General features: G+C 61.5%; 29 protein-coding genes and 2 tRNA genes. 19 read left to right on the forward strand and 12 right to left on the reverse strand.

Going from position 1 to position 23,407, the window contains the following annotated elements; translation table 11 throughout:
- Positions 1-64 precede the first annotated feature (64 nt).
- On the forward strand, positions 65-592 hold the full coding sequence (locus BGO80_RS02260) for a dihydrofolate reductase family protein (protein WP_286718770.1): 528 nt from the start codon (positions 65-67) through the stop codon (positions 590-592).
- A gap of 32 nt (positions 593-624) precedes the next feature.
- On the opposite strand, the gene BGO80_RS02265 is transcribed toward BGO80_RS02260, so the two are convergent.
- Both BGO80_RS02265 and BGO80_RS02270 read right to left on the reverse strand, forming a co-directional pair.
- Entirely contained in the window at positions 625-807 is a 183-nt protein-coding gene (locus BGO80_RS02265) for a CsbD family protein (RefSeq protein WP_286718771.1), read from the reverse strand.
- Between the two features lie 69 nt (positions 808-876).
- Positions 877-1,845 carry a hypothetical protein gene (locus BGO80_RS02270; protein WP_286718773.1) on the reverse strand — a complete coding sequence of 323 codons (969 nt, stop codon included), beginning with the start codon at positions 1,843-1,845 and terminating at the stop codon, positions 877-879.
- 67 nt (positions 1,846-1,912) lie between these two features.
- Here BGO80_RS02270 and BGO80_RS02275 point away from each other — a divergent pair, with 67 nt between their 5' ends.
- Positions 1,913-2,572, forward strand: coding sequence for an RluA family pseudouridine synthase (locus BGO80_RS02275; protein ID WP_286718776.1), 660 nt, complete (start codon positions 1,913-1,915; stop codon positions 2,570-2,572).
- A 51-nt stretch (positions 2,573-2,623) separates the two neighbouring features.
- The gene (locus BGO80_RS02280) at positions 2,624-3,679 is read left to right on the forward strand and encodes a hypothetical protein (RefSeq protein ID WP_286718779.1); all 1,056 of its coding nucleotides are present in this window, start codon (positions 2,624-2,626) and stop codon (positions 3,677-3,679) included.
- A gap of 9 nt (positions 3,680-3,688) precedes the next feature.
- Here BGO80_RS02280 and BGO80_RS02285 read toward each other — a convergent pair whose 3' ends face one another.
- From BGO80_RS02285 to BGO80_RS02305, 5 genes are all read right to left on the reverse strand, one after another.
- Positions 3,689-3,979 (reverse strand): ASCH domain-containing protein, encoded by a 291-nt coding sequence (locus tag BGO80_RS02285; protein WP_286718781.1) that lies wholly within the window; start codon positions 3,977-3,979, stop codon positions 3,689-3,691.
- Positions 3,979-4,365: a RidA family protein gene (locus BGO80_RS02290; RefSeq protein ID WP_286718783.1), complete on the reverse strand. Its 387-nt coding sequence runs from the start codon at positions 4,363-4,365 to the stop codon at positions 3,979-3,981. The genes BGO80_RS02285 and BGO80_RS02290 overlap by 1 nt, the downstream gene beginning before the upstream one ends.
- A 12-nt stretch (positions 4,366-4,377) precedes the next feature.
- A tRNA-Leu gene (locus BGO80_RS02295) sits at positions 4,378-4,463 on the reverse strand.
- 12 nt (positions 4,464-4,475) lie between these two features.
- Positions 4,476-4,973 (reverse strand): xanthine phosphoribosyltransferase, encoded by a 498-nt coding sequence (gene gpt / locus BGO80_RS02300; protein ID WP_126150242.1) that lies wholly within the window; start codon positions 4,971-4,973, stop codon positions 4,476-4,478.
- A gap of 79 nt (positions 4,974-5,052) precedes the next feature.
- Positions 5,053-5,823, reverse strand: a complete 771-nt coding sequence (locus tag BGO80_RS02305) for a competence/damage-inducible protein A (protein ID WP_286718785.1) — start codon at positions 5,821-5,823, stop codon at positions 5,053-5,055.
- 158 nt (positions 5,824-5,981) lie between these two features.
- Here BGO80_RS02305 and map point away from each other — a divergent pair, with 158 nt between their 5' ends.
- Together map and radC are read left to right on the forward strand one after the other, a co-directional pair.
- Positions 5,982-6,815 (forward strand): type I methionyl aminopeptidase, encoded by an 834-nt coding sequence (gene map / locus BGO80_RS02310; RefSeq protein WP_206437816.1) that lies wholly within the window; start codon positions 5,982-5,984, stop codon positions 6,813-6,815.
- Entirely contained in the window at positions 6,812-7,534 is a 723-nt protein-coding gene (gene radC, locus BGO80_RS02315; RefSeq protein ID WP_286718786.1) for a RadC family protein, read from the forward strand. Before map ends, radC begins: the two co-directional genes overlap by 4 nt.
- Here radC and BGO80_RS02320 read toward each other — a convergent pair.
- Positions 7,520-8,725 (reverse strand): GNAT family N-acetyltransferase, encoded by a 1,206-nt coding sequence (locus BGO80_RS02320; protein WP_286718788.1) that lies wholly within the window; start codon positions 8,723-8,725, stop codon positions 7,520-7,522. The genes radC and BGO80_RS02320 overlap by 15 nt on opposite strands.
- Positions 8,726-8,889: 164 nt before the next feature.
- Positions 8,890-9,630 carry a cytochrome c biogenesis CcdA family protein gene (locus BGO80_RS02325; protein WP_353744181.1) on the reverse strand — a complete coding sequence of 247 codons (741 nt, stop codon included), beginning with the start codon at positions 9,628-9,630 and terminating at the stop codon, positions 8,890-8,892.
- A 183-nt stretch (positions 9,631-9,813) separates the two neighbouring features.
- On the opposite strand from BGO80_RS02325, the gene BGO80_RS02330 reads away from it, so the two are divergent.
- The 6 genes from BGO80_RS02330 to BGO80_RS02355 all read left to right on the forward strand — a co-directional run bounded on the left by BGO80_RS02330 (position 9,814) and on the right by BGO80_RS02355 (position 14,391).
- Positions 9,814-10,599, forward strand: coding sequence for a mechanosensitive ion channel family protein (locus BGO80_RS02330; protein ID WP_286718789.1), 786 nt, complete (start codon positions 9,814-9,816; stop codon positions 10,597-10,599).
- A gap of 81 nt (positions 10,600-10,680) precedes the next feature.
- Entirely contained in the window at positions 10,681-11,361 is a 681-nt protein-coding gene (gene rpe, locus BGO80_RS02335; RefSeq protein WP_286718791.1) for a ribulose-phosphate 3-epimerase, read from the forward strand.
- A gap of 180 nt (positions 11,362-11,541) precedes the next feature.
- Positions 11,542-12,873: an adenylosuccinate lyase gene (gene purB / locus BGO80_RS02340; RefSeq protein WP_286718793.1), complete on the forward strand. Its 1,332-nt coding sequence runs from the start codon at positions 11,542-11,544 to the stop codon at positions 12,871-12,873.
- On the forward strand, positions 12,870-13,418 hold the full coding sequence (locus tag BGO80_RS02345; protein ID WP_286718795.1) for an RBBP9/YdeN family alpha/beta hydrolase: 549 nt from the start codon (positions 12,870-12,872) through the stop codon (positions 13,416-13,418). The genes purB and BGO80_RS02345 overlap by 4 nt, the downstream gene beginning before the upstream one ends.
- Complete coding sequence (locus tag BGO80_RS02350; RefSeq protein ID WP_286718797.1) at positions 13,415-13,837, forward strand: GNAT family N-acetyltransferase; 423 nt, start codon at positions 13,415-13,417, stop codon at positions 13,835-13,837. Before BGO80_RS02345 ends, BGO80_RS02350 begins: the two co-directional genes overlap by 4 nt.
- A gap of 257 nt (positions 13,838-14,094) precedes the next feature.
- The gene (locus tag BGO80_RS02355) at positions 14,095-14,391 is read left to right on the forward strand and encodes a DUF1344 domain-containing protein (RefSeq protein ID WP_126150253.1); all 297 of its coding nucleotides are present in this window, start codon (positions 14,095-14,097) and stop codon (positions 14,389-14,391) included.
- Positions 14,392-14,459: 68 nt separating this feature from the next.
- Here the strand turns inward: BGO80_RS02355 and BGO80_RS02360 are convergent, their stop codons facing one another.
- Positions 14,460-14,783 (reverse strand): DUF1476 domain-containing protein, encoded by a 324-nt coding sequence (locus BGO80_RS02360; protein WP_126150254.1) that lies wholly within the window; start codon positions 14,781-14,783, stop codon positions 14,460-14,462.
- A gap of 208 nt (positions 14,784-14,991) precedes the next feature.
- Here BGO80_RS02360 and purC point away from each other — a divergent pair, with 208 nt between their 5' ends.
- Genes purC through BGO80_RS02375 form a run of 3 tightly spaced genes read left to right on the forward strand, consistent with a single transcriptional unit; the run spans position 14,992 to position 16,159 of the window.
- On the forward strand, positions 14,992-15,756 hold the full coding sequence (purC, locus tag BGO80_RS02365) for a phosphoribosylaminoimidazolesuccinocarboxamide synthase (protein WP_126150255.1): 765 nt from the start codon (positions 14,992-14,994) through the stop codon (positions 15,754-15,756).
- 15 nt (positions 15,757-15,771) lie between these two features.
- Positions 15,772-16,017, forward strand: a complete 246-nt coding sequence (gene purS, locus BGO80_RS02370) for a phosphoribosylformylglycinamidine synthase subunit PurS (protein ID WP_126150256.1) — start codon at positions 15,772-15,774, stop codon at positions 16,015-16,017.
- 7 nt (positions 16,018-16,024) lie between these two features.
- Entirely contained in the window at positions 16,025-16,159 is a 135-nt protein-coding gene (locus BGO80_RS02375) for a hypothetical protein (protein WP_268907398.1), read from the forward strand.
- Positions 16,160-16,275: 116 nt separating this feature from the next.
- Here the strand turns inward: BGO80_RS02375 and BGO80_RS02380 are convergent, their stop codons facing one another.
- Positions 16,276-17,397: a phosphatase PAP2 family protein gene (locus BGO80_RS02380; protein ID WP_286718804.1), complete on the reverse strand. Its 1,122-nt coding sequence runs from the start codon at positions 17,395-17,397 to the stop codon at positions 16,276-16,278.
- 229 nt (positions 17,398-17,626) lie between these two features.
- Between BGO80_RS02380 and BGO80_RS02385 the strand changes: the two genes are divergently transcribed.
- A complete protein-coding gene (locus BGO80_RS02385) occupies positions 17,627-18,697 on the forward strand; it encodes an acyltransferase family protein (RefSeq protein ID WP_286718806.1) in 1,071 nt (356 codons plus the stop codon).
- Positions 18,698-18,857: 160 nt separating this feature from the next.
- Here the strand turns inward: BGO80_RS02385 and BGO80_RS02390 are convergent.
- Positions 18,858-18,932 (reverse strand) — tRNA-Cys (locus BGO80_RS02390).
- Between the two features lie 208 nt (positions 18,933-19,140).
- On the opposite strand from BGO80_RS02390, the gene purQ reads away from it, so the two are divergent.
- The 4 genes from purQ (at position 19,141) to BGO80_RS02410 (ending at position 23,382) form a co-directional block, all read left to right on the forward strand.
- Positions 19,141-19,809 (forward strand): phosphoribosylformylglycinamidine synthase subunit PurQ, encoded by a 669-nt coding sequence (gene purQ / locus BGO80_RS02395; protein WP_286718808.1) that lies wholly within the window; start codon positions 19,141-19,143, stop codon positions 19,807-19,809.
- Positions 19,809-20,450: a Pr6Pr family membrane protein gene (locus BGO80_RS02400; RefSeq protein WP_126150260.1), complete on the forward strand. Its 642-nt coding sequence runs from the start codon at positions 19,809-19,811 to the stop codon at positions 20,448-20,450. The genes purQ and BGO80_RS02400 overlap by 1 nt, the downstream gene beginning before the upstream one ends.
- Entirely contained in the window at positions 20,447-22,672 is a 2,226-nt protein-coding gene (purL, locus tag BGO80_RS02405) for a phosphoribosylformylglycinamidine synthase subunit PurL (protein ID WP_286718811.1), read from the forward strand. The genes BGO80_RS02400 and purL overlap by 4 nt, the downstream gene beginning before the upstream one ends.
- Positions 22,673-22,785: 113 nt before the next feature.
- Positions 22,786-23,382, forward strand: coding sequence for a hypothetical protein (locus tag BGO80_RS02410; protein ID WP_286718813.1), 597 nt, complete (start codon positions 22,786-22,788; stop codon positions 23,380-23,382).
- The last annotated feature ends 25 nt before the right edge of the window (positions 23,383-23,407 follow it).

Consider the following 23,407-nt stretch of genomic DNA (forward strand, 5'->3'; position numbering starts at 1 on the left):
CGCTGCTGACAGCTTCTGTCGCCGTCGGACGGCACTGAGCGGCGACAACAAAAGGATATCGCCTATGGCCCGCATTGTTGGATACATCGCCGCCAGCCTCGACGGTTACATCGCTGACGCCGATGGAAGCCTCGACTGGCTGTTCAAATACAACGACATGGACCTGGGTGACCACGACTATCGCAAATTCGTCGCCACGATCCGCACCGTGGTGATGGGCCGCGCGACCTATGACTGGCTGGCCGCGGATGAAAGCCCGTGGGCCTATGGCGCGCAACGATGCTTCGTCGTCACCCGCGGCAACATCGATAGCCCCAAGGGCGAGCTAGAGACACGCTCCGACATCGATGCCTTGATCGCGGAATTGCGCGCCCTCGATGATGGTGACGTGTGGATGCTGGGCGGCGGGCGCCTGCAGATGGCGTTCATGGAACGCGGTGCGCTCGACGAACTGGAAATCTATGTCATGCCGGAATTGCTTGGGGGTGGAGCACCACTATTCCCGGCAACAGGCTTTCGCACCTCTCCGAAACTGCTCTCCGCCAAGGCGCTCGACAAGGGCTGCGTCCGGCTCCACTACCGCTTCACATAGAAAAAGGGCCCCTTACGGGGCCCTCTTTTCGATCAGTTCTTCAGGGCCTTGCCGGCCTTGTCTTTCAGCTCGCCGGCCTTTTGCTGCAGCTTGCCTTCGGCCTTGTCCATCTTGCCTTCGGCCTGCAGCTTGGTGTTGCCGGTCAGGCCGGCTGCGGCGTCCTTGATCGCACCCTTGACCTGCTTGCCGGCGCCTTTGACTTCGTCCTTATGCATGATGGTCTCCTTTCAAGAAACTCGAACACAACAACGGACGGATAGCGCCGGCGTTCCCAGGCATTTCGATCACATTGCCGTGCCGAACCGACGCGCTGTCCATGCGGCCGCCTTGTCCTTGATCTGGCCGAACTTCCGGGATGCGGACGTCAGCCGCTGGTCCCAGGCCGGATCGGGGTTCTGTCCCTCAATGGTCTTGAAATAAGCCTGCATCATGCAGGCAATGGCGAAGGGTTCGATGAGCGCCACCTTCACCGCCCAGGCGAAAAGCAGCGCAAAGACGAAACCGCCGGCCGACCAGGCGCCGGGGATGAGATAGACCAAAGCCGCTGCTGGCGCGAGCATGATCAGAAACACGAGGAAAGCCAGCCCATAGGTGATGATCGTCAACCAGGCGGCGTTCTTGAGCATGCCCTGATAGTTCTGCCCATACAGCACCAGCGCCGTCTTGGCCGATTCCCAGGGATTGGTCGAACGGGTCTTGATGGCATAGGCGAGGATCACCTCATCGACGAGGCCTACTGCAATGCGCAGAAAGGCCCGCACGATACCGACGATCTGCTGCAACCCCGGAATAGGCAGGATCGAGGCAATGCCCTGCACGAGACCGGTAATGGCACCGAGGACACCCTTGACCAGCTGGTCCACACCGAACAGCACGCTGGCCTCGGCGAAGCGTTCCTTGACCACGCCGCTGGCATAATCGATCTGCGAGCGGCCATCTGGAATGGACTTGCCTTCCAGCAATTCCACCATCACCGCAATATGGCCGGCCTTGACGATGTAGAGAATGTATTCCCGCAGGAAATAGAGCACACCCGCGGTAAGCCCGAAGCCGAAAATACCGCCCCAGACGGCGCTGCTGGCCTGGAATTCGGCGTCACCAAAGGCACCCACGCCCCAGCCGACGCCCGCACCTGCGCCGGTGGCCACCACATAGGCCACGGCGATACCGAAATAGACCACCATTCGAAATGCGACGAATGGCCAGGTGCGGGCCATCAGGCCCAGCCCCCTGCTGATTGAAAAGTCCCACATGCTTGTTGTCCCTCAAGCCCTTGGTCAAAGGGGCCGATCTCTGGTACAGGGCCTCATGCCCGGTCCCATGCCCACTCTCATCGATTACTTTCCGCCGACTGAACCCTACCTGAACATCATCCATGTCGATGATGACATTCTGGTCGTGGACAAGCAAAGCGGACTTCTGAGCGTGCCGGGCAAGGACCCCAGCCTCTGGGACTGCATCGAATACCGCGCCCGCCAGACCTGGCCGACGGCCGGCATGTGTCACCGGCTCGACAAGGATACCTCGGGCGTGCTGGTGCTCGCCCTGAACAAGCGCGCCCATGGCCGCATCGGCAGCCAGTTCGAGCACCGCAAGACCACCAAGAGCTATGTTGCCCGAGTGTCCGGCATCATCGAGGACGATAGCGGCCTCATCGACCTGCCTCTGGCTACGGATTGGGAGAACAAGCCGCGCCAGCGGGTCGATTACGACAATGGCCGTTCGGCGCAGACGCAGTGGGAAGTGGTGGAGCGCGAGGACAAGGCTACGCGCGTCCGCCTGGTGCCGCTGACGGGCCGCACCCATCAGCTGCGAGTTCACATGAAGGCCATCGGCCATGTGATTCTGGGCGATGCATTTTACTCCGAAGGCGAGGACTTTGCCGCTGCCGACCGGCTGCAACTGCACGCCGCCGAGCTCGGGTTCACCCACCCGACCACCGAAGAGTTCATGACCTTCTCGGCGCCCACCCCGTTCTAGGGCTGGCAGAGTCTGTTTCTGCTGGCATGATGATAGCAACGGAGAATGTCTATGCGACCTCTCATTGCCCTTGCCATTGCCCTCGTCAGCCTGGCGCCGAGCCACGCCTATGACCAGGTGGCGCGCTTTGCCGCGGCCATTCCCATAGAGCAAAACGACGGCCCGAGCTTTCTCTACGTCGCCCCGCCCCTGGGATTTATCGGCGTGAGGACGATCGATTTCACCCTGCCACAGGATATCGCCATCGGGCGAACCCTGATCTCCGCCAAGTCGATCGATCCGATGACCGGCATTGATTTCCGCAGGGTCTATGCCGTCCTCTCGATCGGCAATGGATTGAACACCACGAACGTTCTTTTCGGACAGAACGGCTTTGCGGCCGACACTGCAGCAACGCTTGCAGCACGCGGTTTTGACAGCCGGGACATCGGCGGCATCGCGGTTCTGGCCAATGGAGAAGACGCCTCGCTCGACCTGTCCCAGGCCAGAAACGCCGATCCCCTTGCCGCCGATATGGGGCGAGCGCAAAGGGTCGCGGTTGTGGAGGACATGGTTCTGGTCAATCCGTCATGGGCGGGCATTGAAACAGCGCTAACCGCGCTGTCACCCAAGGCGGCCAAGGCGCGTCCGGAGTGGGTTGCGGTGTTCGATGCCCTCAACGCGCTGCGGGGATCAGGAACGACGGAGGCCGCGATCGGTTGGAGCGGCGCAGTGCTGAGCACGCTGGAGACGACAAGTCAGGCGATTCTGGATGGCAGCATCTACCAGCAAGCCACTGACAGTGGACGAAAATTCGTCTTTCCCCCATTCCCGATCGCGGCGATGGGCATCGACCGCCTGCATGGCGACACGCATCTGCGCATCGCACTGCCCTATCGGGATGAACGCGATGCTGAGCTCGCCCTCGAGCATATCGGTCGCTATCTGGTCCGTTTCCCCGAAGTGCCGGACGTGCCGCAGCAGCAGGTGATTTCCTCAGGAGATTGGCACGTCGCAGTGCTGACCCTGACCCTCAAGGCAGACAAAGGCGGCAAGGCCCATGCCCTGCTGCAGAGCTTCACCAGCGCCATCCTGCGGCGCCAGTTCTTCCCGCTGGAATTTCTCTAAGCCGTAGCCTCAGGCCTCGATGTCTCCGGCATAGGCAACTTCGATGCGTTGGAAGAGGCTGCCCTCTTTCATCGTATCGAGCCAGCGCCGGAAATCGGCAACGTCTTTGAAGCCGGCGCGCTGGGCCTCGGCATCTGTAACATCGTCGGGGCTCATATCAGTGATCGACTTGATGGCCAGAAGCCCGACCTTGCTCTTGAGCGTACCACCAGCCTTGACCGTTGGGCGATTCCAGCGCCGGAAAATCAGATCGATCTTGCCGGCCTTGATGTCTTCGAGCAGATCGCGTTTGAGGAGCATCAGTCCAGCACCGCCGTTGCCGTCATTTCGATACGCAGGCCCTCGGCCAGCAGTTCCTTGACCACCACCGTGGCACGAACCGGAAACGGCTGCTCGGTGAAGAACTCGCGATAGACCGCGTTCATGCCGGATGCGTCAGCGCTGTCGATGAGAAAAATCTGCACCATGACCAGATTGCGCAAGCTGCCCCCGGCCGCCTTGATCGCGATGTCGAGATTCTGAATGCAGCGCCGCGCCTGCGCCTCGATCCCGCCAGCGACGATCTCGCCGCTGACCGGGTCTTCGGCAATGGCTACCAGCCACACATGCTTGCCCGCCCGCACCGCATCGCTGATGGGCGCCGATGACGGCGCAATACCGGTTTCAATGCGTTCGATCATGGCCATCTTTCACTCTTTTGGTGCGGGCGGCGGGACTCGAACCCGCACGGGGATACCCCCTCCGGATTTTAAGTCCGGTGTGTCTACCATTCCACCACGCCCGCGAACTCAGGGGATCAGTCCGTGCCGCCAGAGATGGGGGCGACATAGGCGACGTCGAGATCCCAAGGGAAGAAGATCCAAGTGTCCTGGCTGACCTCGGTGATGAAGGTATCGACCATGTCGCGGCCCTTGGGCTTGGCATAGACGGTGGCGAAATGAGCGCCCGGCAGCATTTCGCGGACCACGCGCGCGGTCGAACCGGTGTCGACGAGGTCGTCAACGATCAGCACCTTGCCGCCATTCTTGGCGATGTCGAGCACCGGCTGGCTGATTTCCTTGAGCACCTTGATGCCACCCTGGTTCTGGTGGTCATAGCTCTTGACCGCAACCGTCTCGACGGTGCGGATGTTCAATTCGCGCGCGACGATTGCCGCCGGAACCAAGCCGCCACGGGCGATGGCGACCACCGCATCGAAGCTGCCCATGCCGGCAAGGCGCCAGGCCAAAGCCCTGCTATCGCGATGGAACTGATCCCAGGTGACGGGAAAGGATTTTTGATTGGGGTTGCTCAATGCGCTCTCCAGGCAAGCGGCTGACGCCAAAAGTTTTCTGTATCGATGTGTGCTTAGCAAAGGCGAGCGGGATCGCCAATCATTCAGAGTCGGGCGGCGCGACGCCGGCCTTTTCATGCGCCGCCGCAACCATGGCACGAACCTGCTCCGCCGCTTCGGCCAGCAGGGCCTCGTCGGACGAGCGCAGCACCAGTTCGGTCATCACCTTGCCATGCCCCATCTGCGGATAGGAGCCCATCTTGACTGCAGGATACTGCTCCTGCAGCGCCGCCAGCGGACCGCCGACTGTGCCTTCGCCAACCGCAGCCTTGACGGTGACCGACTTGACCTTCTTGCCGCCCTTGAGGATCGGCGCCAGCGCTTCGAGCATGGCGCGCATGATGACGGGGACCCCTGCCATCACATGCACATTGCCGATGCGGAAGCCCGGCGCGGCGCTGACGGAATTGACGATGAGGTCGGCGCCTTCGGGAATGCGGGCCATGCGCAGCCGCGCCTCGTTGACCTCGGTGCCGGTCTGCTTCCAGCGCGCCTCGAGCATGTCGCGGGCCTGGGCATTGATCGGCAGGGCAACGCCGAATGCGGTGGCAATGGCGTCGGCGGTAATGTCGTCATGGGTCGGCCCGATGCCGCCCGAGGTGAAGACATAGGTGTAGCGCTGGCGCAGGGCGTTGACCGCCTCGACAATGGCGTCCATCTCGTCCGAGACTACGCGCACTTCGGTGAGGTCGATGCCCAGATCGGTGCAGAAATCGGCGACGGCGCCGATATTGACGTCCTTGGTGCGGCCGGACAGGATTTCGTCGCCGATGACAATCATTGCGGCGGTGACGCGTGTTTCTTGGGTCATGACAGGGTCCCGATGAAGCAAACTGCATGCCCCTGCCCGGCCCATCAAGTCAAGCCGATGACGCGCCGGTGTCACCGCAATTGCCGCAGAAGCCGCACCGCATCTTCCAATCCCGCCACTAAGGTCCTATTTTCGCGCCAAGGAGACCTTTCAGCATGATTACCTATGTCGACGCGACCAGCAAATCCCGCCGTTCCCCGGGGATCATTCCCCTGCACGGTGAAGAGGGATTCGCCGGCATGCGCAAGGCGGGGCAGTTGACGGCTGAGGCGCTGGATATCCTTACAGACTATGTCGAAGCGGGCGTGCCCACCGCCACGCTGGACAGGATCGCCTATGAATTCGCCCGCGACCACGGCGCGGTGCCGGCGACCATCTTTTATAAGGGCTATCGCCATTCGCTGTGCACGTCGCTCAATCACGTGGTCTGCCACGGCATCCCCGATGACCGGCCGCTGCGGGAAGGCGATATCGTCAATATCGATCTCACCCTGGTGGTGGATGGCTGGCACGGCGATTCGAGCCGCATGTATCCGGTGGGCGAGATTTCGCGGAAGGCCGAACGCCTGATCGAGGTGACCTATGCCGGTCTCGAGGCCGGTATCGCTGCCGCCAGGCCCGGCAATACCACCGGCGATATCGGCGCCGCCATCCAGACCATCGCCGAGGCCGAGCGCATGAGCGTGGTCCGCGATTTCGTTGGCCATGGCCTGGGTCGCTTGTTCCATGACGAGCCAAATATCCTTCACTTCGGCACCCCAGGCTCCGGCGTGCCGCTAAAGCCGGGCATGATCTTCACCATCGAGCCGATGATCAATCTCGGCCGGCCGCACGTGAAGATCCTTTCTGATGGCTGGACCGCAGTGACCCGCGACCGCACATTGTCTGCACAGTGCGAACACTCGATCGGCATCACCGAAACCGGCTGCGAGATCTTCACCCTGTCGCCCAAGGGCCTGTTCAACCCGCTTGCCGCGCGGTCTGGTCAGTGAGCGACAGCGGCAAGGACAAGAAAGACGGGCTCGCCGAAGCGGCAAAGCCGCATTATGTGGGCCACCGGGAACGGGCGCGCGACCGGTTCAATGCAGTTGGTGGCGAAGCGCTGGCCGATTACGAACTGCTTGAACTGCTGCTGCACATCATCCTGCCGCAGCGCGACACCAAGCAGTTGGCCAAGGAATTGCTGAGCCATTTCGGCTCGTTTTCCGGTGTGCTGGGCGCCTCGCCCAACCGCCTTGCGGAGATCAAGGGGCTCGGCGCCACCTCGATCACCCACCTCAAGGTGATGCAGGCAGTGGCGCAGCGCTATGGCCGCGACCAGATCGATGCCGAAAAGCCCATTCTCTCGTCCTGGTCGCAGTTGATCGACTATTGCCGCAGTCAGATGGCCTACGAAATGGTCGAACAGTTCCGCATTCTCTTCCTCGACAAGAAGAACCGCCTGATCGCCGACGAGGTCCAGCAGGTCGGCACGGTCGACCATACGCCGGTTTATCCGCGCGAAGTCATTCGCCGGACGCTGGAGCTATCGGCGACCGCCTTGATTCTGGTGCACAATCACCCATCGGGCGATCCGACACCCTCGGCGGCAGACGTGCGCATGACCAAGGAAATTGCCGATATCGCCAAGCCGATGGGCATTGCCCTGCACGACCACATCATTGTCGGCCGGAACGGCCACGCCTCGCTGCGCGGGTTAAAGCTGATCTGAGCCCGCCGACTGGCGGCCGCGGAGCTTGTCGACCAGTTGCCGAAGGGTTCGCAGCGCCGTCTTGATCGTGGGATTGGCCTTGGCGCGGGCGCGCGCCTTCTGCAGGCCGCGATGGACATGGGCGATGGCAGCGCCGCGCGAATTCAGGCCGATATAATGCTGCCGCAGCGGCATTTGTACATTGCACCAGTGTCGCTTTTCGTCGGTGAAGCCTGAGCCCATGTCGAACACGGTGAAGCCGCTATCGAACACGGTTTGCATCACGCGCAACAGGCACTGCTTGCCCGGTGAGCCAGACTGGATATGGGGGTCATCGCTCATCGAGGAGATGAGGCAGAACATGCGGTCTCCATGGACCACATTGTAGCGCACCGCGACGATGTCTCCATTCAGACGCAGCGCATGCACCCGCACATCGATGCCCGAACCCGGCAGTGCCGCGTCCTGATAGAAGCCGATGAGTTTGTCATAGACAAAAATATCGCGAATGCCCTGCGCATGGAAACGCGCTGAGCGCTGCCTGAACATGACGTCGATAGCCTCGCGCCGCGCCACCTCTCCTGCCACTTCCTCGAACGCAACCTCGCCAAGGGCTGCCAGTCGATCGCCCTGCTGCCGATCATGCTTGCGCCGTGACTTGCTGCGTTGCTCACGATCGCATTCCTCCCAAGAGGAAAACTGCGCGCGGTAAAGGGTTTCCACCGCCAGCGTACTGCCCAGCTCGTCGAAAAGGCCCGCGTGGCCCCCGGCTTCGACCGGAATGGACCGCAGATAGAGGAGATCGGCGCCTTTGAGGGCAGCAGTCATGGCCTTCCACAGTGCCGCCCGACCAGGCGCACCCAGTGAAGCCAGCCGCTCATAATCGGCGACCGGGGCATAGCACCCCACATTGGCGCCGGGAAACCAGGTGAAAACGGCGACACCCTGCACCCGCTTGCGATGCAAGGGCAGGAGCGCGACAGGCTGGCCATCGACCTTGCCGACCACATAACGTTGCGACTCGGGCGCCAGCCCTCGATTTTTCACCCAAAGGCGAATGAAGTCATAGCTTTGGCCGGGGGATTCGATGGATTGCGTCGAAAGCGTCCGCCAGACGGCTTCGACGTCTTCGATTTCGTGGGTGACTGTGACGTCGATTTCGCAGCGCATGGCCGCCGGGGCGGCCGTGGCCACCGCGCTGGTGCTTCCCATTTCCGCCGCTGACGTGGCAAGCGGTTGGCTCTGTGCGTGCACGGTCCGACTGTCCCTTCCCGAACGGCCTCACCATGATCCCCGGAAGTAAACCACCCCTGAAGGCAGGCTCTAGAAAATGCGCTTGTGCTGCCCAACCCCCCGCAAGGTTAACGCAATCTTGCTCAGCCGAAGGTAGCCAGCACCGGGAAGGTCTCGAGGAACCAATAGGAAATGCGGGTGAAATCGCCGGTGAGGAAAAGGATGCCGGTGACGATCAGCAACCCGCCCATGACTTTCTCGACCATGCCCAGATGCTTCTTGAAGCCCTGGAAAAAGGTGAGGAAGGGGCCGATGGCGATGCCGGCGAGGAAAAATGGAATGCCCAGTCCCAGCGAATAGAGCCCGAGCAGGCTGGCGCCTTCCCAGGCCGTATCGCGGCTCGCCGCTACCGACAGAATCGCCGCCAGTACCGGGCCGATGCAGGGAGTCCAGCCGATGGCAAAGGCCAGGCCGAGCAGGAATCCTCCCAGCGGTCCGGAGGCGACCCCTGGCCCATTGTGCCGCAACTGCCGGTCGAGCAGGCCGATGCGGAACACGCCGAGGAAATGCAGGCCCATGGCGATGATGACGATCCCAGCTATCGGGGTAATGATCGGCAGCAATTGCCGAAAAGCCTGGCCAAAGGCCGTTGCCGTCGCGCCCAGCGTGACGAAAACCACGGTAAAGCCAAGGATGAAGAAGATGGAGGTGAAAGCAACCCGCGCCGTCAGCTTGCCGGCCGATCCGCCCACAGCTTCGGCACGCAACTGATCATAGCTCGCCCCGCTCATATAGGTGAGGTAAGGCGGCACGAGCGGCAGCACACAGGGGCTGAGAAAGCTCAGCACGCCCGCTCCGATGACCAATGGCAGGGAAAATTCCACGATGACGCTCCTTGCTTGCGCCCTGTGTATCGCGCTCGCTGCAGAAGGCAATGAGCCGCGCGGTCGCATCGCGGCTATGTGAGCATCGGCCTTCCTCGTCAGACGCCATCGTGGCAAGTCGAGGCGCAACCATCGGCGCGCTTGTGCCTTTGGACCTTCGAATACCAATCAAGGAAGCAAGACGTGGACAATTCGGATATTTTTGGTGTTTCCACCGCCTGGGTGCTGGCCAATGCCTGGAATGTGGTCATCGCCGTCGTGGTTTTGGCGGTCGGCTGGATCATGGCCGACCTCATTTCTCGCCAAATGACCAATCTGATCCGTGCCCGGCTCAAGAACGACGCCACCATCGCACCGCTGGTCGGCGAGATCACGCGCTACGGCATTCTGTGTGTCACCATCGTCATCGTGCTCGGCCAGTTCGGCGTGCAGACGGCGTCGATTCTGGCGGTACTGGGTGCGGCGGGTCTGGCCGTCGCGCTGGCACTGCAGGGTACCCTCTCCAATATCGCGGCCGGAATCATGCTGCTCTTCCTCAAGCCCTTCAAGGTCGGCGACTATATCAATGCCGACGGCATTGAGGGCTGGGTGGTGGAGGTTGAGCTGTTTGCGACCCGCATGCGCACTGCGGATGGCGTCTTCATGTTCGCGCCCAATTCCAAGCTTTCCAATGCTCGCATCGTCAACTACACCCGCGAGGCCAGCCGCATGGTCGAGATTGCCTTCTCGGTGCCGCGCATGGCCGATTTGACCAAAGTGCGCTCCGAACTGACCGAGGCGCTCAAGAGCCCCTACTCGGAAGCCGGTGTTGCCGGTGAAGTGCTGGTGGACAGCATGGACGACAGCAAGATCAACCTTGTCGCCCGCATGCCGGTGCGCAGTGGCGACTGGCGGCAAGCGCGTTCCTTGCTCCAGGAGCAGCTGATGGCGGCGCTGGACCGCAATAGCGGATTTTCGACCAAGGTTTAGTGCGGCAAGCGGTGGCAAGCCTTGCCGGTTGGGCCGCCGCGCGCTACAGCACCGGCAACCGCACAGAGACCGAGGCGCTCCATGACCACCCGCCCCCTGCGCATTGCGCCGTCCATTCTCTCCGCTGATTTCGCGCGGCTTGGAGAGGAAGTGACGGCGATCATCTCCTCCGGGGCCGACTATGTGCATGTCGACGTTATGGACGGCCACTTTGTACCCAATATCAGCTTCGGCGCGCCGGTGATGAAATCGGTGCGCCCGCTGACCGATGCCGTATTCGACGTGCATCTGATGATCGCCCCGGCTGATCCATACCTCGCCGATTTCGCCAAGGCTGGCGCCGATATCATCACAGTCCATGCCGAGGCCGGACCGCATCTGCACCGCTCGCTGCAGGCCATTCGGGGCCTGGGCAAGAAGGCCGGTGTGGCGCTGAACCCGGCAACGCCCGTCTCGGCCATCCAGCATGTTATCGACGACTGTGACCTGGTTCTGGTGATGTCGGTTAATCCAGGCTTTGGCGGGCAGAGTTTCATCCCCGAAAGTCTCAACAAGATCCGCCAGGCCAAGGCGCTGATCGGCAATCGCGACATCGATCTCGAAGTCGACGGCGGTGTGACTGCCGACAACGCTCGAGAAATCGTGGCCGCTGGTGCCAATGTCCTGGTCGCCGGTTCGGCCATTTATGCGGGCAACGACCCATCGACCTATGCCAGCCGGATCAAGGCGATCCGCGACGCGGCAACGGGGATGGTGGTTTAGCAAGGCCCCCACCCAACCTCACCCTGTTAGGGGGAGGGACCGATCGAGTTGTGGACTCGATCCTGAGACAAACACCGCCCTACTCCTCCCCCTCCTTCAGGGGGAGGCCGGGTGGGGGTGATCGTGGAAAACACATTGCCTCGCAACTGAATCAAACTCTGACTTACCAAGGCTAAACCCATGATTCCGCGCTATTCCCGTCCTGAAATGGTTGCCAACTGGTCGGCGGAGAGCCGCTTTGCCATCTGGTTCGAGATCGAGGCGCACGCCACCTCCAAGCTCGCAGAACTGGGTGTCGTGCCCAAGGAAAGCGCCGACAAGATCTGGGAGGTCATGAATGCCCGCAAGGCCGAGCTGGGCAATTACGGCTTCGACGTCGAACGCATTGATGAAATCGAGCGCACCACCAAGCATGATGTCATCGCCTTCCTGACGCACCTCTCCGAAATCGTCGGTCCCGATGCCCGCTTCGTGCACCAGGGCATGACCTCTTCCGACATTCTCGACACCACGCTTTCGGTGCAGCTCAAGAACGCGGCCGATATCCTGCTGGCCGATATCGACGCCCTGCTGGCAGCGCTCAAGAAACGCGCTTTTGAGCACAAGAACACCATCACCATCGGCCGCAGCCACGGCATCCATGCCGAGCCGACCACCTTTGGGGTCAAGCTCGCCGAGGCCTATGCCGAATTCAGCCGGAACCGCGCCCGCCTCGTCGCCGCCCGCGACGAGATCGCAACGGCGGCCATTTCCGGCGCCATTGGCACCTTTGCCAATATCGATCCGCAGGTGGAAGAATATGTCGCCGAAAAGCTCGGCCTCTCAATCGAGCCGGTCTCTACCCAGGTCATCCCGCGCGACCGCCACGCCATGTTCTTCGCGACCCTGGGCGTCATCGCCTCGTCCATCGAGCGCGTCGCCGTCGAAATCCGTCACCTGCAGCGCACCGAAGTCCTGGAAGCCGAAGAGTATTTCTCCCCCGGTCAGAAGGGCTCATCGGCCATGCCGCACAAGCGCAATCCGGTGCTGACCGAGAACCTCACCGGCCTCGCCCGCCTCGTGCGCGGCATGGTCACCCCGGCGCTGGAAAACGTGGCGCTATGGCACGAGCGCGACATCTCGCATTCCTCGGTCGAGCGCATGATCGGCCCGGACGCCACCATCACCCTCGACTTCGCCCTGGCCCGCCTCACCAGCGTCATCGACAAGCTGGTGGTCTATCCTGAAAACATGCGCAAAAATCTTGACCTGCTGGGCGGGTTGCACAATTCCCAGCGCATGCTCCTGGCGCTGACCCAGGCCGGCTACAGCCGCGAGGACAGCTATGCCGCCGTACAGCGCAATGCCATGAAGGTCTGGGAGCACCGCGGCGACCGCACCGGTCTGTTTGCGCAGAACCTCAAGGACGATCCGCAAGTGACTCTGAGCGACGCGCAAATCGACGCCATGTTCGACGACGCCTATCACCTCAAGCATGTCGACACGATCTTCAACCGGGTCTTTGGCGCATGAGGATTGCGGAAGCGGACATTCTGATCCTGCCAGGGCTCGGAGGCATCAAGCCGGGCCACTGGCAGACGCGCTGGGCGGAAAAGATGAATACTGCCGCCATCGTCGAGCAGGCCGACTGGTGGGAGCCCAATGCCGACGACTGGGTCGACACCATCGTCAAGGCCGCCGAATTGACCGAACGGACGGTGGTGTTCGTGGCGCATTCGACATCGGTTTCCGCGCTGGTTCATGCCGCACCGCGCCTGCCCGACAATGTGCGCGGTGCCTTCCTCGTCGCGCCGACCGATGTTGAAGAAAGCCCAGCGGCGCCCGAGGCTATCCATGTTTTCCGCCCGATCCCGCGCGATCCCCTACCCTTTCCATCCATGCTCGTCGCCTCCAGCAACGATCCCTATGTGACCTTGGAGCGGGCCGCGGAATTTGCCAGTTGCTGGGGCTCCGACTTCCATCAGGCCGGTGAGGCAGGCCACATCAATGTCGATTCCGGCCACGGCCCATGGCCCGAGGGGCTGTTGATGTTCACCCGGCTGATGCAGCGGCTGTGACGGCGGGTTACACCATCGTCGCGCGCACGCCCGACATTGCCGACTATCGGCGGCTGCGGGTCGAGGCGGGACTCAGCCCCAAAACGCTCGAACAGGCCGAAAAGGGCCTGCCAAATAGCTGGTTTGGCGTGACGGTCGAGCACGAGGGTCACGCCATCGGCATGGGCCGGATTATCGGTGACGGCGGCACAGCGTTTCAAATTGTCGATATTGCGCTGATGACCGCTCATCACGGCAAGGGCCTGGGCAAGGCCATCATGGCGGCGCTGATGGATCACCTGACGACCCACGCGCCGGCAGGCGCCTATGTCAGCCTCATCGCCGATGGGGACGCCAAGCATCTCTACGCCAAATATGGCTTTGAGCCGGTCATGCCAGCCTCCATCGGCATGGCCATGCTTGTGCCCAAAGGGTCTTGAGCCACGCCCAGTTTGGAGTGGTTCCAGACCGACCGGGAAATGCCTGAAATCCGCCGCAAGTGTCAGGAATTGCGGCACTTTCGCCGCGATCGGAATTAAATCTTCTTAATTTGAAAAGGCGTTTGGACGGGCCTAGACCAGTCCTCGTCGGTTTGGAGCCGCCGGCGAGAACGAATGATCTCGCGACGCGACGACCCCTGAAAACCGGCTATCGAGGGCCAGCTAAGCTGGTCCGCGCGGACTTACGGAGACGTATCATGCGCAAAATTCTTGTTCCCGCCTTCCTCGCTTTGGTCGCAATGGCTCCTGCCGGAGCGGCATTCGCGGCATCCACCACCGCAGCCGCCGTCTCGACGCAGGCAGAGCAGTCCATCTCGGGCACGGTCAAGCAGATCGACCTGAAGGCGCGCTCGCTGCAGCTGGCCGATGGTAGCAGCTATGTGCTGCCGGCCGGTTTCAACGCACCCGCCAACCTGAAGGCCGGCGACAAGGTGACCGTGAAGTGGAAGATGAACGGCACCGCCCATGACGTAACCGCCATCACGCTCGGGTAACCGGGCCAGCAAAAAGGGAGCCGGCAGTGCCGACTCCCTTCTCATTTCTGAACTGCGTGGCGGGTCGCTCAGCCCTCTGAAGCGACCTGCTCATTGGCAACGGCCACCAGCTGGCTCATCTTGGCGCGAATGGCGGCGTCGTCGATATTGACGCCCTTGGCCTTGAGATCGCCCGAGACCTTTTCGAACACGTCCTCATCGCCCGGCTTGGCGAAATCGGCCGCAACCACTTCGGCGGCATAGGCATTGGCGGCATCGCCGCTCAGACCCAGCAATTCGGCAACCCACAGACCCAGAAGCTTGTTCCGGCGTGCCTCGGCCTTGAACTTCTTTTCGGCGTCGAAAGCAAACTTGGCTTCCTGGCCCTTCTGCCGATCTTCAAACTGGCTCATGGTCTCTCCCAAATGGCTCTGTGCGCCGCCTAACCGGCTATCGCCTTGGACATAAGCGCTCTTCGCCCTCAAATCAACTTCGGGCCGGTCGGTGCGACCCCATGCCCCCGCGTTAAGGCCATCATCGGAAAGGCCTTGCTTTTTGGCCTCGTTCTGGCGCATGAAGCGGCCAAATCCACCCCTCCTCTCCATGACAGCGGATTCGTTCATGAACCGTCGACGTAAAATCTATGAGGGCAAGGCCAAGATCCTGTTCGAGGGTCCCGAGCCGGGCACTTTGGTTCAGTACTTCAAGGACGATGCGACAGCCGGCAACGGCGCTCGTCATGAGGTCATCGACGGCAAGGGCGTGCTGAACAATCGGATTTCCGAGTTCATCTTCTCCAAGTTGAACGATCTGGGCATCCCGACCCACTTCCTGCGCCGCATCAACATGCGCGAGCAGCTGATCAAGGAAGTCGAGATCATCCCGCTCGAGATCATCGTGCGCAATTACGCGGCTGGCTCGCTGGCCAAGCGCCTCGGCCTCGAGCCCGGCACCCGCCTGCCCCGCTCGATCATCGAGTTCTGCTACAAGGACGATGCCCTCGGCGACCCGATGGTCTCCGAAGAGCATATCACCGCCTTCGGCTGGGCCAACCCCGCCGAGCTCGACGACATCATGAGCCTGGCGGTCCGCATCAACGACTTCCTCACCGGCCTATTCATGGGCGTCGGCATCCAGCTCGTCGATTTCAAGATCGAATGCGGCCGCCTCTATGAGGGCGACCTGATGCGCATCGTGCTGGCCGACGAAATCAGCCCGGACAATTGCCGCCTGTGGGACATCAAGACCCGCAACAAGCTCGACAAGGATCGCTTCCGCGAGAACCTCGGCGGCCTCGTGGAAAGCTACCGCGAAGTCGCCCAGCGCCTTGGCATCCTTGTTGAAAACGACAATGCGCTGACCACCGGTCCGCGCCTCGTCCAGTAAGCAAAGCGGAGAGAGCTGATGAAAGCGCGCGTCATCGTCACGCTGAAAAACGGCGTTCTCGATCCTCAGGGCCAGGCCATCGAAGGCTCGCTGGCCAGCCTGGGTTTTGGCGGGGTCCATGGGGTCCGCCAGGGCAAGGTTTTTGACCTGGATATCGAGGGAACCGATGTGGAAGCAGCGCGTTCACAGATCACAGCGATGTGTGAAAAGCTGCTCGCCAACACTGTCATCGAAAACTTCGCGATCGAAATTTCAAATTAACGCCTTCGTGGCAATCCTTTCCATCGCGCCGCGTACCCTGGCGCAGGACCCTACCATCATGCGCAAAACCATCGCTCTCTCCGTCATGTTCGTCGCCTCGCTCGGCCTGCTCTTCGCAGCCTATGCATCGGTACCGATGTGACGAGCCGATTCCGGCGACGCTGATTTCAGCAACGCCCGATCGCCTCCCGAACCCCGCGCTCATGCGGCCGGGATTCGCAAGATTTCCGACAGTTCTGGATTATCTTGGAAACGGGCTCAGGCCCGTTTTTCTATTTGTGCTGTCAAAGCCTTGGGGAGAGCGCGAGCGGACAAGCCCCAGCGCAGACGCCCAAGATTGGGCATCAGTACCCGCAATGCCCAGTAAAGGCCGCTAACCACGACGATCGAGGCATAGCCATCGATGGCGTAATGCCAGCCGAGATAAACCGAACTGCAGACGATGAAGGCGACATAGACCCAGGCAACAAAGCCAAGCTTGCGTGACCATTCCCAGGCATAGAGCGCGACCACCGTGGCCAGCGCCACATGCATCGAGGGAAATGCGGAAATGCCGGAGCCCAGCCCGATCGTCCCGCTTTGATAAAGCGTCCAGAGATATTCCTGGAACATGTGCGCCGAAGCCGATTCAGACGATGTGCTGGATAAAAACGCGGCCTGCTCGGCAAACCGCGCGGTATCGCCCGTTACTCGCCCATAATAGACCGGCCCCGCGGAAAGCCAGGTGCTGGCCATTGCCGTCCCAACGACAACCCAGCTCCCCAGCCAGGTCAGCGCAAAGCGCAGCCGGATCTTCTCCATCCGCGGCGAGGTCATAACCACATAGAGCGAGAAATAGCAGATGATGAACCAGAGGATACCGTAGTTCAGCTCGACAATGCGCAACAGCCATTCATGCTGGCCGAAAGCATAGAGATGATGGAAGGGATCGACGCCGAAATGCATGGCCTTGTCGATATCGGCGTGAAGGTGGTCGTAGACGAAGCCTTGGCCTTGGGGAAATGAGGTCTTGATAGCCGAAAAGGCGCTGGTGAATACCAGCCCGCCGGTCAGCAAAAACAATGTTCCGGCAAAAAGGCGTGCCAGGCGGCGCGGCGCAACCATGGTGCGATAGGACAAACGCTTCCGCCCCTTCATGCGCCAGGCAATGTGGACGACACCGACCACGAAAGCGAAAAACGGCCCGATGATCATGAAGTTTACGGTCCACTTCACCGCATACTGATCGATCATGCCGATGATTGAATAGTCGCGCCCGACGGCGTGGATCAATCCAAACAGGAAAAAGCCGGCGCTGAGGGCATAGAGAGGCCAGTCGCTGCGAACGCTACGGGCTAACTCTGCCCTGAAAGAAGCCGGAAAGCGCAGTCTTGTGGTCACGGCCCATCCCCCAGATCTTGTCAATGTCTAGGCGGACAGCTGTTAAATTCCTCTAAAATCACTCCGGAGCGCCTGATGGAACCGCCCATGTCGCTCTCCCTCAACAATTAGACCCAGTCTTTTAGCCGACTACTTACCATTTTCGGATTTTGGCGCTGCAATGGCACCGGCGTTATCAAAGCGGTGGCGCGAGCGCTCTAGGATGCTGCTGCGAAATTCGGAGCGTTACATGAGCGACACACGCAAGCGTCTGGACTGGGCGGATATGGCCAAGGGCCTGTCCATTTTCCTTGTCGTCATCATGTATTGCGCCGCCAGCGTGGGGGAGGATACCGGGCAGACCGGGTTCCTGCACTGGACCATCGCCTTCGCAATGCCGTTCCGCATGCCGGAATTCTTCATGCTGTCGGGGCTGTTCCTGTCGCAGGTGATCGACCGGCCCTGGCGCGCTTATGCCGATCGCCGCATCGTGCACTACTTCTATTTCTACGCCCTCTGGGCCGTCATCCACATCGTCTTCAAAATTGCCCTGATCGGCCGCGATCCAGGTGGCGCGCTTGGCGCGCTCGCCTTCGCTATTGTCGAACCCTATGGCGTGCTGTGGTTCATCTACATGCTGGGCATTTTCGGGCTGGTCAGCAAACTGCTGCACCAGGGCAAGGTGCCGCACTGGGCAGTCTTGTTGGTCGCGGCCGGTCTGCAGATCGCCAGCATCCATACCGGCAGCTATCTGATCGACCAGTTCGCCGCATATTTCGTCTACTTCTATGGTGGCTACGTTTTCGCACCGCACCTTTTCGCACTGGCCAGTTGGAGCAGTGCCAACACACGAGCGGCACTCGGCGTGCTGGCGGCCTGGGCCGCTATCAATGCGGTCATAGTGTTTTCGCCCGGCTTCCGCATGGACCCGGTTCACATCCAGATAGGATGGGGCGCCCTGCCCGTCCTGCACATGATCCTCGCATTTGCCGGTGCGACTGCCATTGTGATCGGCGCGGCACTGTTGTCGAAAATTGCCTGGATGGACTGGCTGCGCTGGCTGGGCAGCAAGTCGCTGGTCATCTATGTGGCCTTCGTGCTGCCCATGGGCATCGCCCGCACCCTACTGCTCGCCCTCGGCGTCCACGAGCCCAACATTGTGAGCCTTCTGACCATGATCGTCGCCATTACAGCGCCATTGGTGCTGTGGTGGCTGACGCAGGTGACCGGACTGGGCAAGTTCCTGTTCGAGCGCCCGTCCTGGGCCCACCTGCCGGGGACAAATGGCTCACCCCGCAGAAAGGCAATTCCCGCCGAATAGGCCGCAATCTGAAAGTAATAGCTTCAAGTTACGACGCTTCGAGCACCATAGCCAACCATTGACTGACCGCAGCTGAGCACAAAGACAGCAAAACTGTCACCAAAAAACACTAAAGCGTCCTGAAAACCAAAATCATCCCAACACCTATTTCGCCGGGGGATGGAGGCCTCGCCCTGGACTTGAACCAAGGGTAAGTGGAGTTGCAATCCACCGCGTAACTCTCCGCCACGAGGCCATCGTGGTATGACCCAGTCTTATTCGACAGATTTCACCAATTCGTCAACACGGCTGGCGGATCGGGTGTGCCCGCGCCCCGCGCCGAGTTCTCTCCATGTGGGAGCAGGCCATCCCAGAGATGATGTCGCATGGCGGAAAGGCTTGCCTTTTCGAGCAAGACTCACCACAAGGGCCTCGCACACCCCTCAGTGACAAAGGATCGAGCGATGAAGGCCGCCGTCATCGTGTTTCCGGGACTCAATCGCGACCGCGACATGATCGCGGCGTTGACCAAGATCGGGGGCAGCAAGCCCGCCGTGGTCTGGCACCAGGATGCCGATATTCCTGACGCAGACCTGATCGTCATCCCGGGCGGATTTTCCTATGGCGACTATCTGCGCTGTGGCGCCATCGCCGCCCGCTCGCCGATCATGGACAAGGTTCGCGAACGCGCCGCGCGCGGCGTCAAGGTTCTGGGCGTCTGCAATGGCTTCCAGATCCTGATCGAAGCGGGCCTGCTGCCCGGCGCCCTGATGCGCAATACCTCGCTGAAGTTCGTCTGTCGCGAAGTCAAGCTCGAGGTTTCCAACGCCGATACCGACTTCACCCGCGGCTATTCCAAGGGTCAGATCATCCGCTGCCCAGTTGCCCACCATGACGGCAATTACTTCACCGATGCCGAAACGCTGGCGCGCATTGAAGGCAATGGCCAGGTGGCGTTCCGCTATGCCGAGGGCACCAACCCCAATGGCTCGCTCAACGACATTGCCGGCATATTCAACGCCGAAAAGAACGTGCTGGGCCTGATGCCGCACCCGGAAAACCTGATCGAGGCCGCCCATGGCGGCGACGATGGCCGGGCGCTGTTTGCTACCGTGCTCAAGCAGGTGGCGTGATGGACCTGCGCCGCGCGCTGACCTGGCTGGGTCTGCTGATCGGCGCAGCGGGCCTGGGCCTGCAATTCGCCATCTCGATGCAGGCGCTGCTTGCCTCTGGCCGTGACCTGCCCGGCGCACTCGGGCATTTCTTTTCCTACTACACTATCCTCAACAATATCGCCGTCGTGCTGGTCTATCTGTCGGCCCTGACGGCTTGGGGATGGCTGGCGCCTTTCCGCACGCCGCTCGTGCGTGGCATCGTGGCGGCCAATATTGCGCTGGTCGGGCTCTACGTCTTCTTCGTGCTGCGTTTCCTGCAGTCGCTGGAGGGTCTTTTTGTTCTGGCCGACAGCCTGCTGCACTACGTCGCGCCGGTCGTCTATGTGCTGTGGTGGGCCATCACCCAGCGCCACGGCCTGCTGCGCTGGGCGAAACTACCGGTGATGATCGTTCCGACGCTGGTATACTTCTTCTACGCCATGGCGCGCGGCGCCTGGGTTCAGGAATACCCATACCCCATCCTCAATGCCGCCAAGCTGGGTTATGCCCAGGTCGGCATCAACGCCCTCTACATGACCGCGTTTCTGGCAGCGCTGGCGCTCGCCGTCATCGCGGCCGACATGCTTCTTGCCCGAACCTCCCGGACAGTTTCTCCATGACCCTTCGCAACGACATCGCCATCACACCCGAACTGGTCGCCAACCATGGCCTCAAGCCGGATGAGTACCAGAAGATTCTCGACCTGATCGGCCGCGAGCCGACCTATACCGAGCTCGGCATCTTCTCGGCCATGTGGAACGAACACTGCTCCTACAAGAGCTCGAAGAAGTGGCTGCGCACCCTGCCCACCAGCGGTCCGCGCGTCATTCAGGGCCCGGGCGAAAATGCCGGCGTCGTCGATATCGGCGATGGCCAGGCGGTGGTCTTCAAGATGGAATCGCACAACCATCCGAGCTTCATCGAGCCCTATCAGGGCGCGGCGACCGGTGTGGGGGGCATTCTGCGCGACGTGTTCACCATGGGCGCCCGTCCCGTTGCGGCAATGAACGCGCTGCGCTTCGGCGCGCCCGAGCATGAAAAGACCCGCCACCTGGTCTCCGGCGTGGTTGCCGGCGTCGGCGGCTATGGCAATGCCTTTGGCGTGCCCACCGTCGCAGGTGAAGTCGAATTCGATGCCCGCTACAATGGCAATAATCTGGTCAATGCCTTCGCCGCCGGCCTCGCCGATACAGACAAGATTTTCTATTCCAAGGCAGAAGGCGTGGACCTTCCAGTGGTTTACCTCGGCGCCAAGACCGGTCGCGACGGCGTCGGCGGCGCCACCATGGCTTCGGCTGAATTCGGCGACGATATCGAGGAAAAGCGCCCCACCGTGCAGGTCGGCGACCCTTTCACCGAGAAGCGTCTGCTGGAAGCCTGCCTCGAACTCATGGCCACCGGCGCAGTGATCGCCATCCAGGACATGGGGGCTGCGGGCCTTACCTGCTCGGCCGTCGAAATGGGCGCCAAGGGCGATCTCGGCATCGAGCTCGATCTCGACAAGGTGCCGGTGCGCGAAGAGCGCATGACAGCCTATGAGATGATGCTGTCGGAAAGCCAGGAGCGTATGCTCATGGTGCTGCATCCGGAAAAGGAGCCCGAGGCCCGCAAGGTCTTCGAGAAGTGGGAACTGGACTTTGCCACTGTGGGCAAGACCACGGACGACCTGCGTTTCCGTGTGCTCTGGCAGGGCGAGGAAGTCGCCAATCTGCCGATCAAGGAGCTCGGCGACGAGGCTCCCGAATATGATCGGCCATGGGTAGAACCCAGGATTCCTGCGGCTCTCGCGGCAGCCGATGTGCCCAAGATGGATGTGGCCGAAGCCCTGATCAAGCTGGTCGGCGGGCATCAGTGCTCGTCGCGGCGCTGGGTCTATGAGCAGTACGACACCCTCATCCAGGGCAATACCATGCAGCGCCCCGGCGGCGATGCCGGTGTGATCCGCGTCGAGGGTGCAGAGACCAAGGGCCTGGCCTTCACGTCGGACGTAAATCCCCGTTATTGCGAGGCAAATCCGTTCGAAGGCGGCAAGCAGGCCGTCGCCGAAGCCTGGCGCAACCTGACCGCGACCGGTGCAGAACCGCTGGCCGCGACCGACAATCTCAACTTCGGCAATCCCGAGCGGCCGGAGATCATGGGGCAGTTCGTCAAGGCCGTTCAGGGCATTGGCGAGGCGTGCCGAGTACTGGAATTCCCGATCGTTTCGGGCAATGTCAGCCTCTACAACGAGACCAATGGACGAGGCATTCTGCCGACGCCGACCATCGGTGGCGTGGGTCTGCTGCCCCAGTGGAACAAGAGCGTAGGCATTGGTTTCGTTGAGGAAAATCAACCTATCCTCCTCATCGGCGGGCCGGCTGAGCGGGGGACGCACCTGGGGCAGTCGATCTATCTGCGTGATCTGTTCGACCGTCGCGAAGGCGATGCGCCGCATGTCGATCTGGCGGCTGAAAAGAAGACCGGCGACTTCGTGCGCAAGCTGATCCGCTCCGGCGTCGTGACCGCCTGCCACGATCTCAGCGATGGTGGCCTGGGCGTGGCGTTGGCGGAAATGGCCATTGCCGGCGGCATCGGCGCGCGGGTAACGGAAGCCGAAGGCATTGATTCCGTTACCCAATTCTTCGGCGAAGACCAGGGCCGCTATCTCGTGACCCTGAACCTCGATCCCCAGGGCGATGCGATTGCCGCGCTATGGGAGGAGGCAAAGGCGCTTGAAATTCACGCGCCCTGGATCGGCACCACCGGTGGCAATAGCCTCATTCTGGGCAATGCCGAACCGGTCGCCGTGGCCACCCTGACCCAGGCTCACGAGTCCTGGTTCCCCTCGTTCATGACCGCATAATGAACGGATTATGAACAAGTGAAATGCACCCTTGCCGGTGCTGCCTTATGATTGCCGCGGTTTGGGATGCTTAGCTGCATGCTACTGCGGCAGTCGCGAGTTTGGAGAGGATGATGATGCTGTTTCGAACCCTGGCGATTGCCGCAAGCCTGAGCACGGGATTTCTCCCCGCCGTGGCATTCGCCCAGAGCGTCAACCTCACCCGCTCCATCCTGCCCGACCAGCCCTACACGCTGATCTATCCCGACACCATGCTGGCCAGTGGCGGCGCCGGTGAACCGCTGGTGATCAACCACCCCAATGCGCCGCTGCAGTGCAATCTGCAGGTCATACCTGTCGAGGATACCGACTGGACCGCCGAGCAGGCGCTGGCCGAACTCGACGACGCCAGCGTCGTGACCGCCTGGGCGGGCACCATGCCCGGTTTCACCTTGGGCACCAAGGGCACCACCGCCTATCAGGACGCCACGGCGCTTTTCTATGACGGCACCAGCCCCGAATCCACCATGGGTGTGCCGCTGACGCTGGTGCATACCGAAACCGTGTCGAATGGCCGTGGCTATTCGCTCGATTGCTTGTTCGCCACCGAAGTGACGGAGCAGGCCCGGCCGATCGTCGATTTCATCATCGCCAACTTCGCCACCCGCTCTGACGCTGATTGCTGCGTCGGTGCCACTGTGGAAGAACCGGCCGTCGAGCCCGCCCAATAGGCCGACGATGTTGAACCTGCCCCAC

This window comes from Devosia sp. 63-57, assembly GCF_001899045.1.
Taxonomy (GTDB): domain Bacteria; phylum Pseudomonadota; class Alphaproteobacteria; order Rhizobiales; family Devosiaceae; genus Devosia; species Devosia equisanguinis.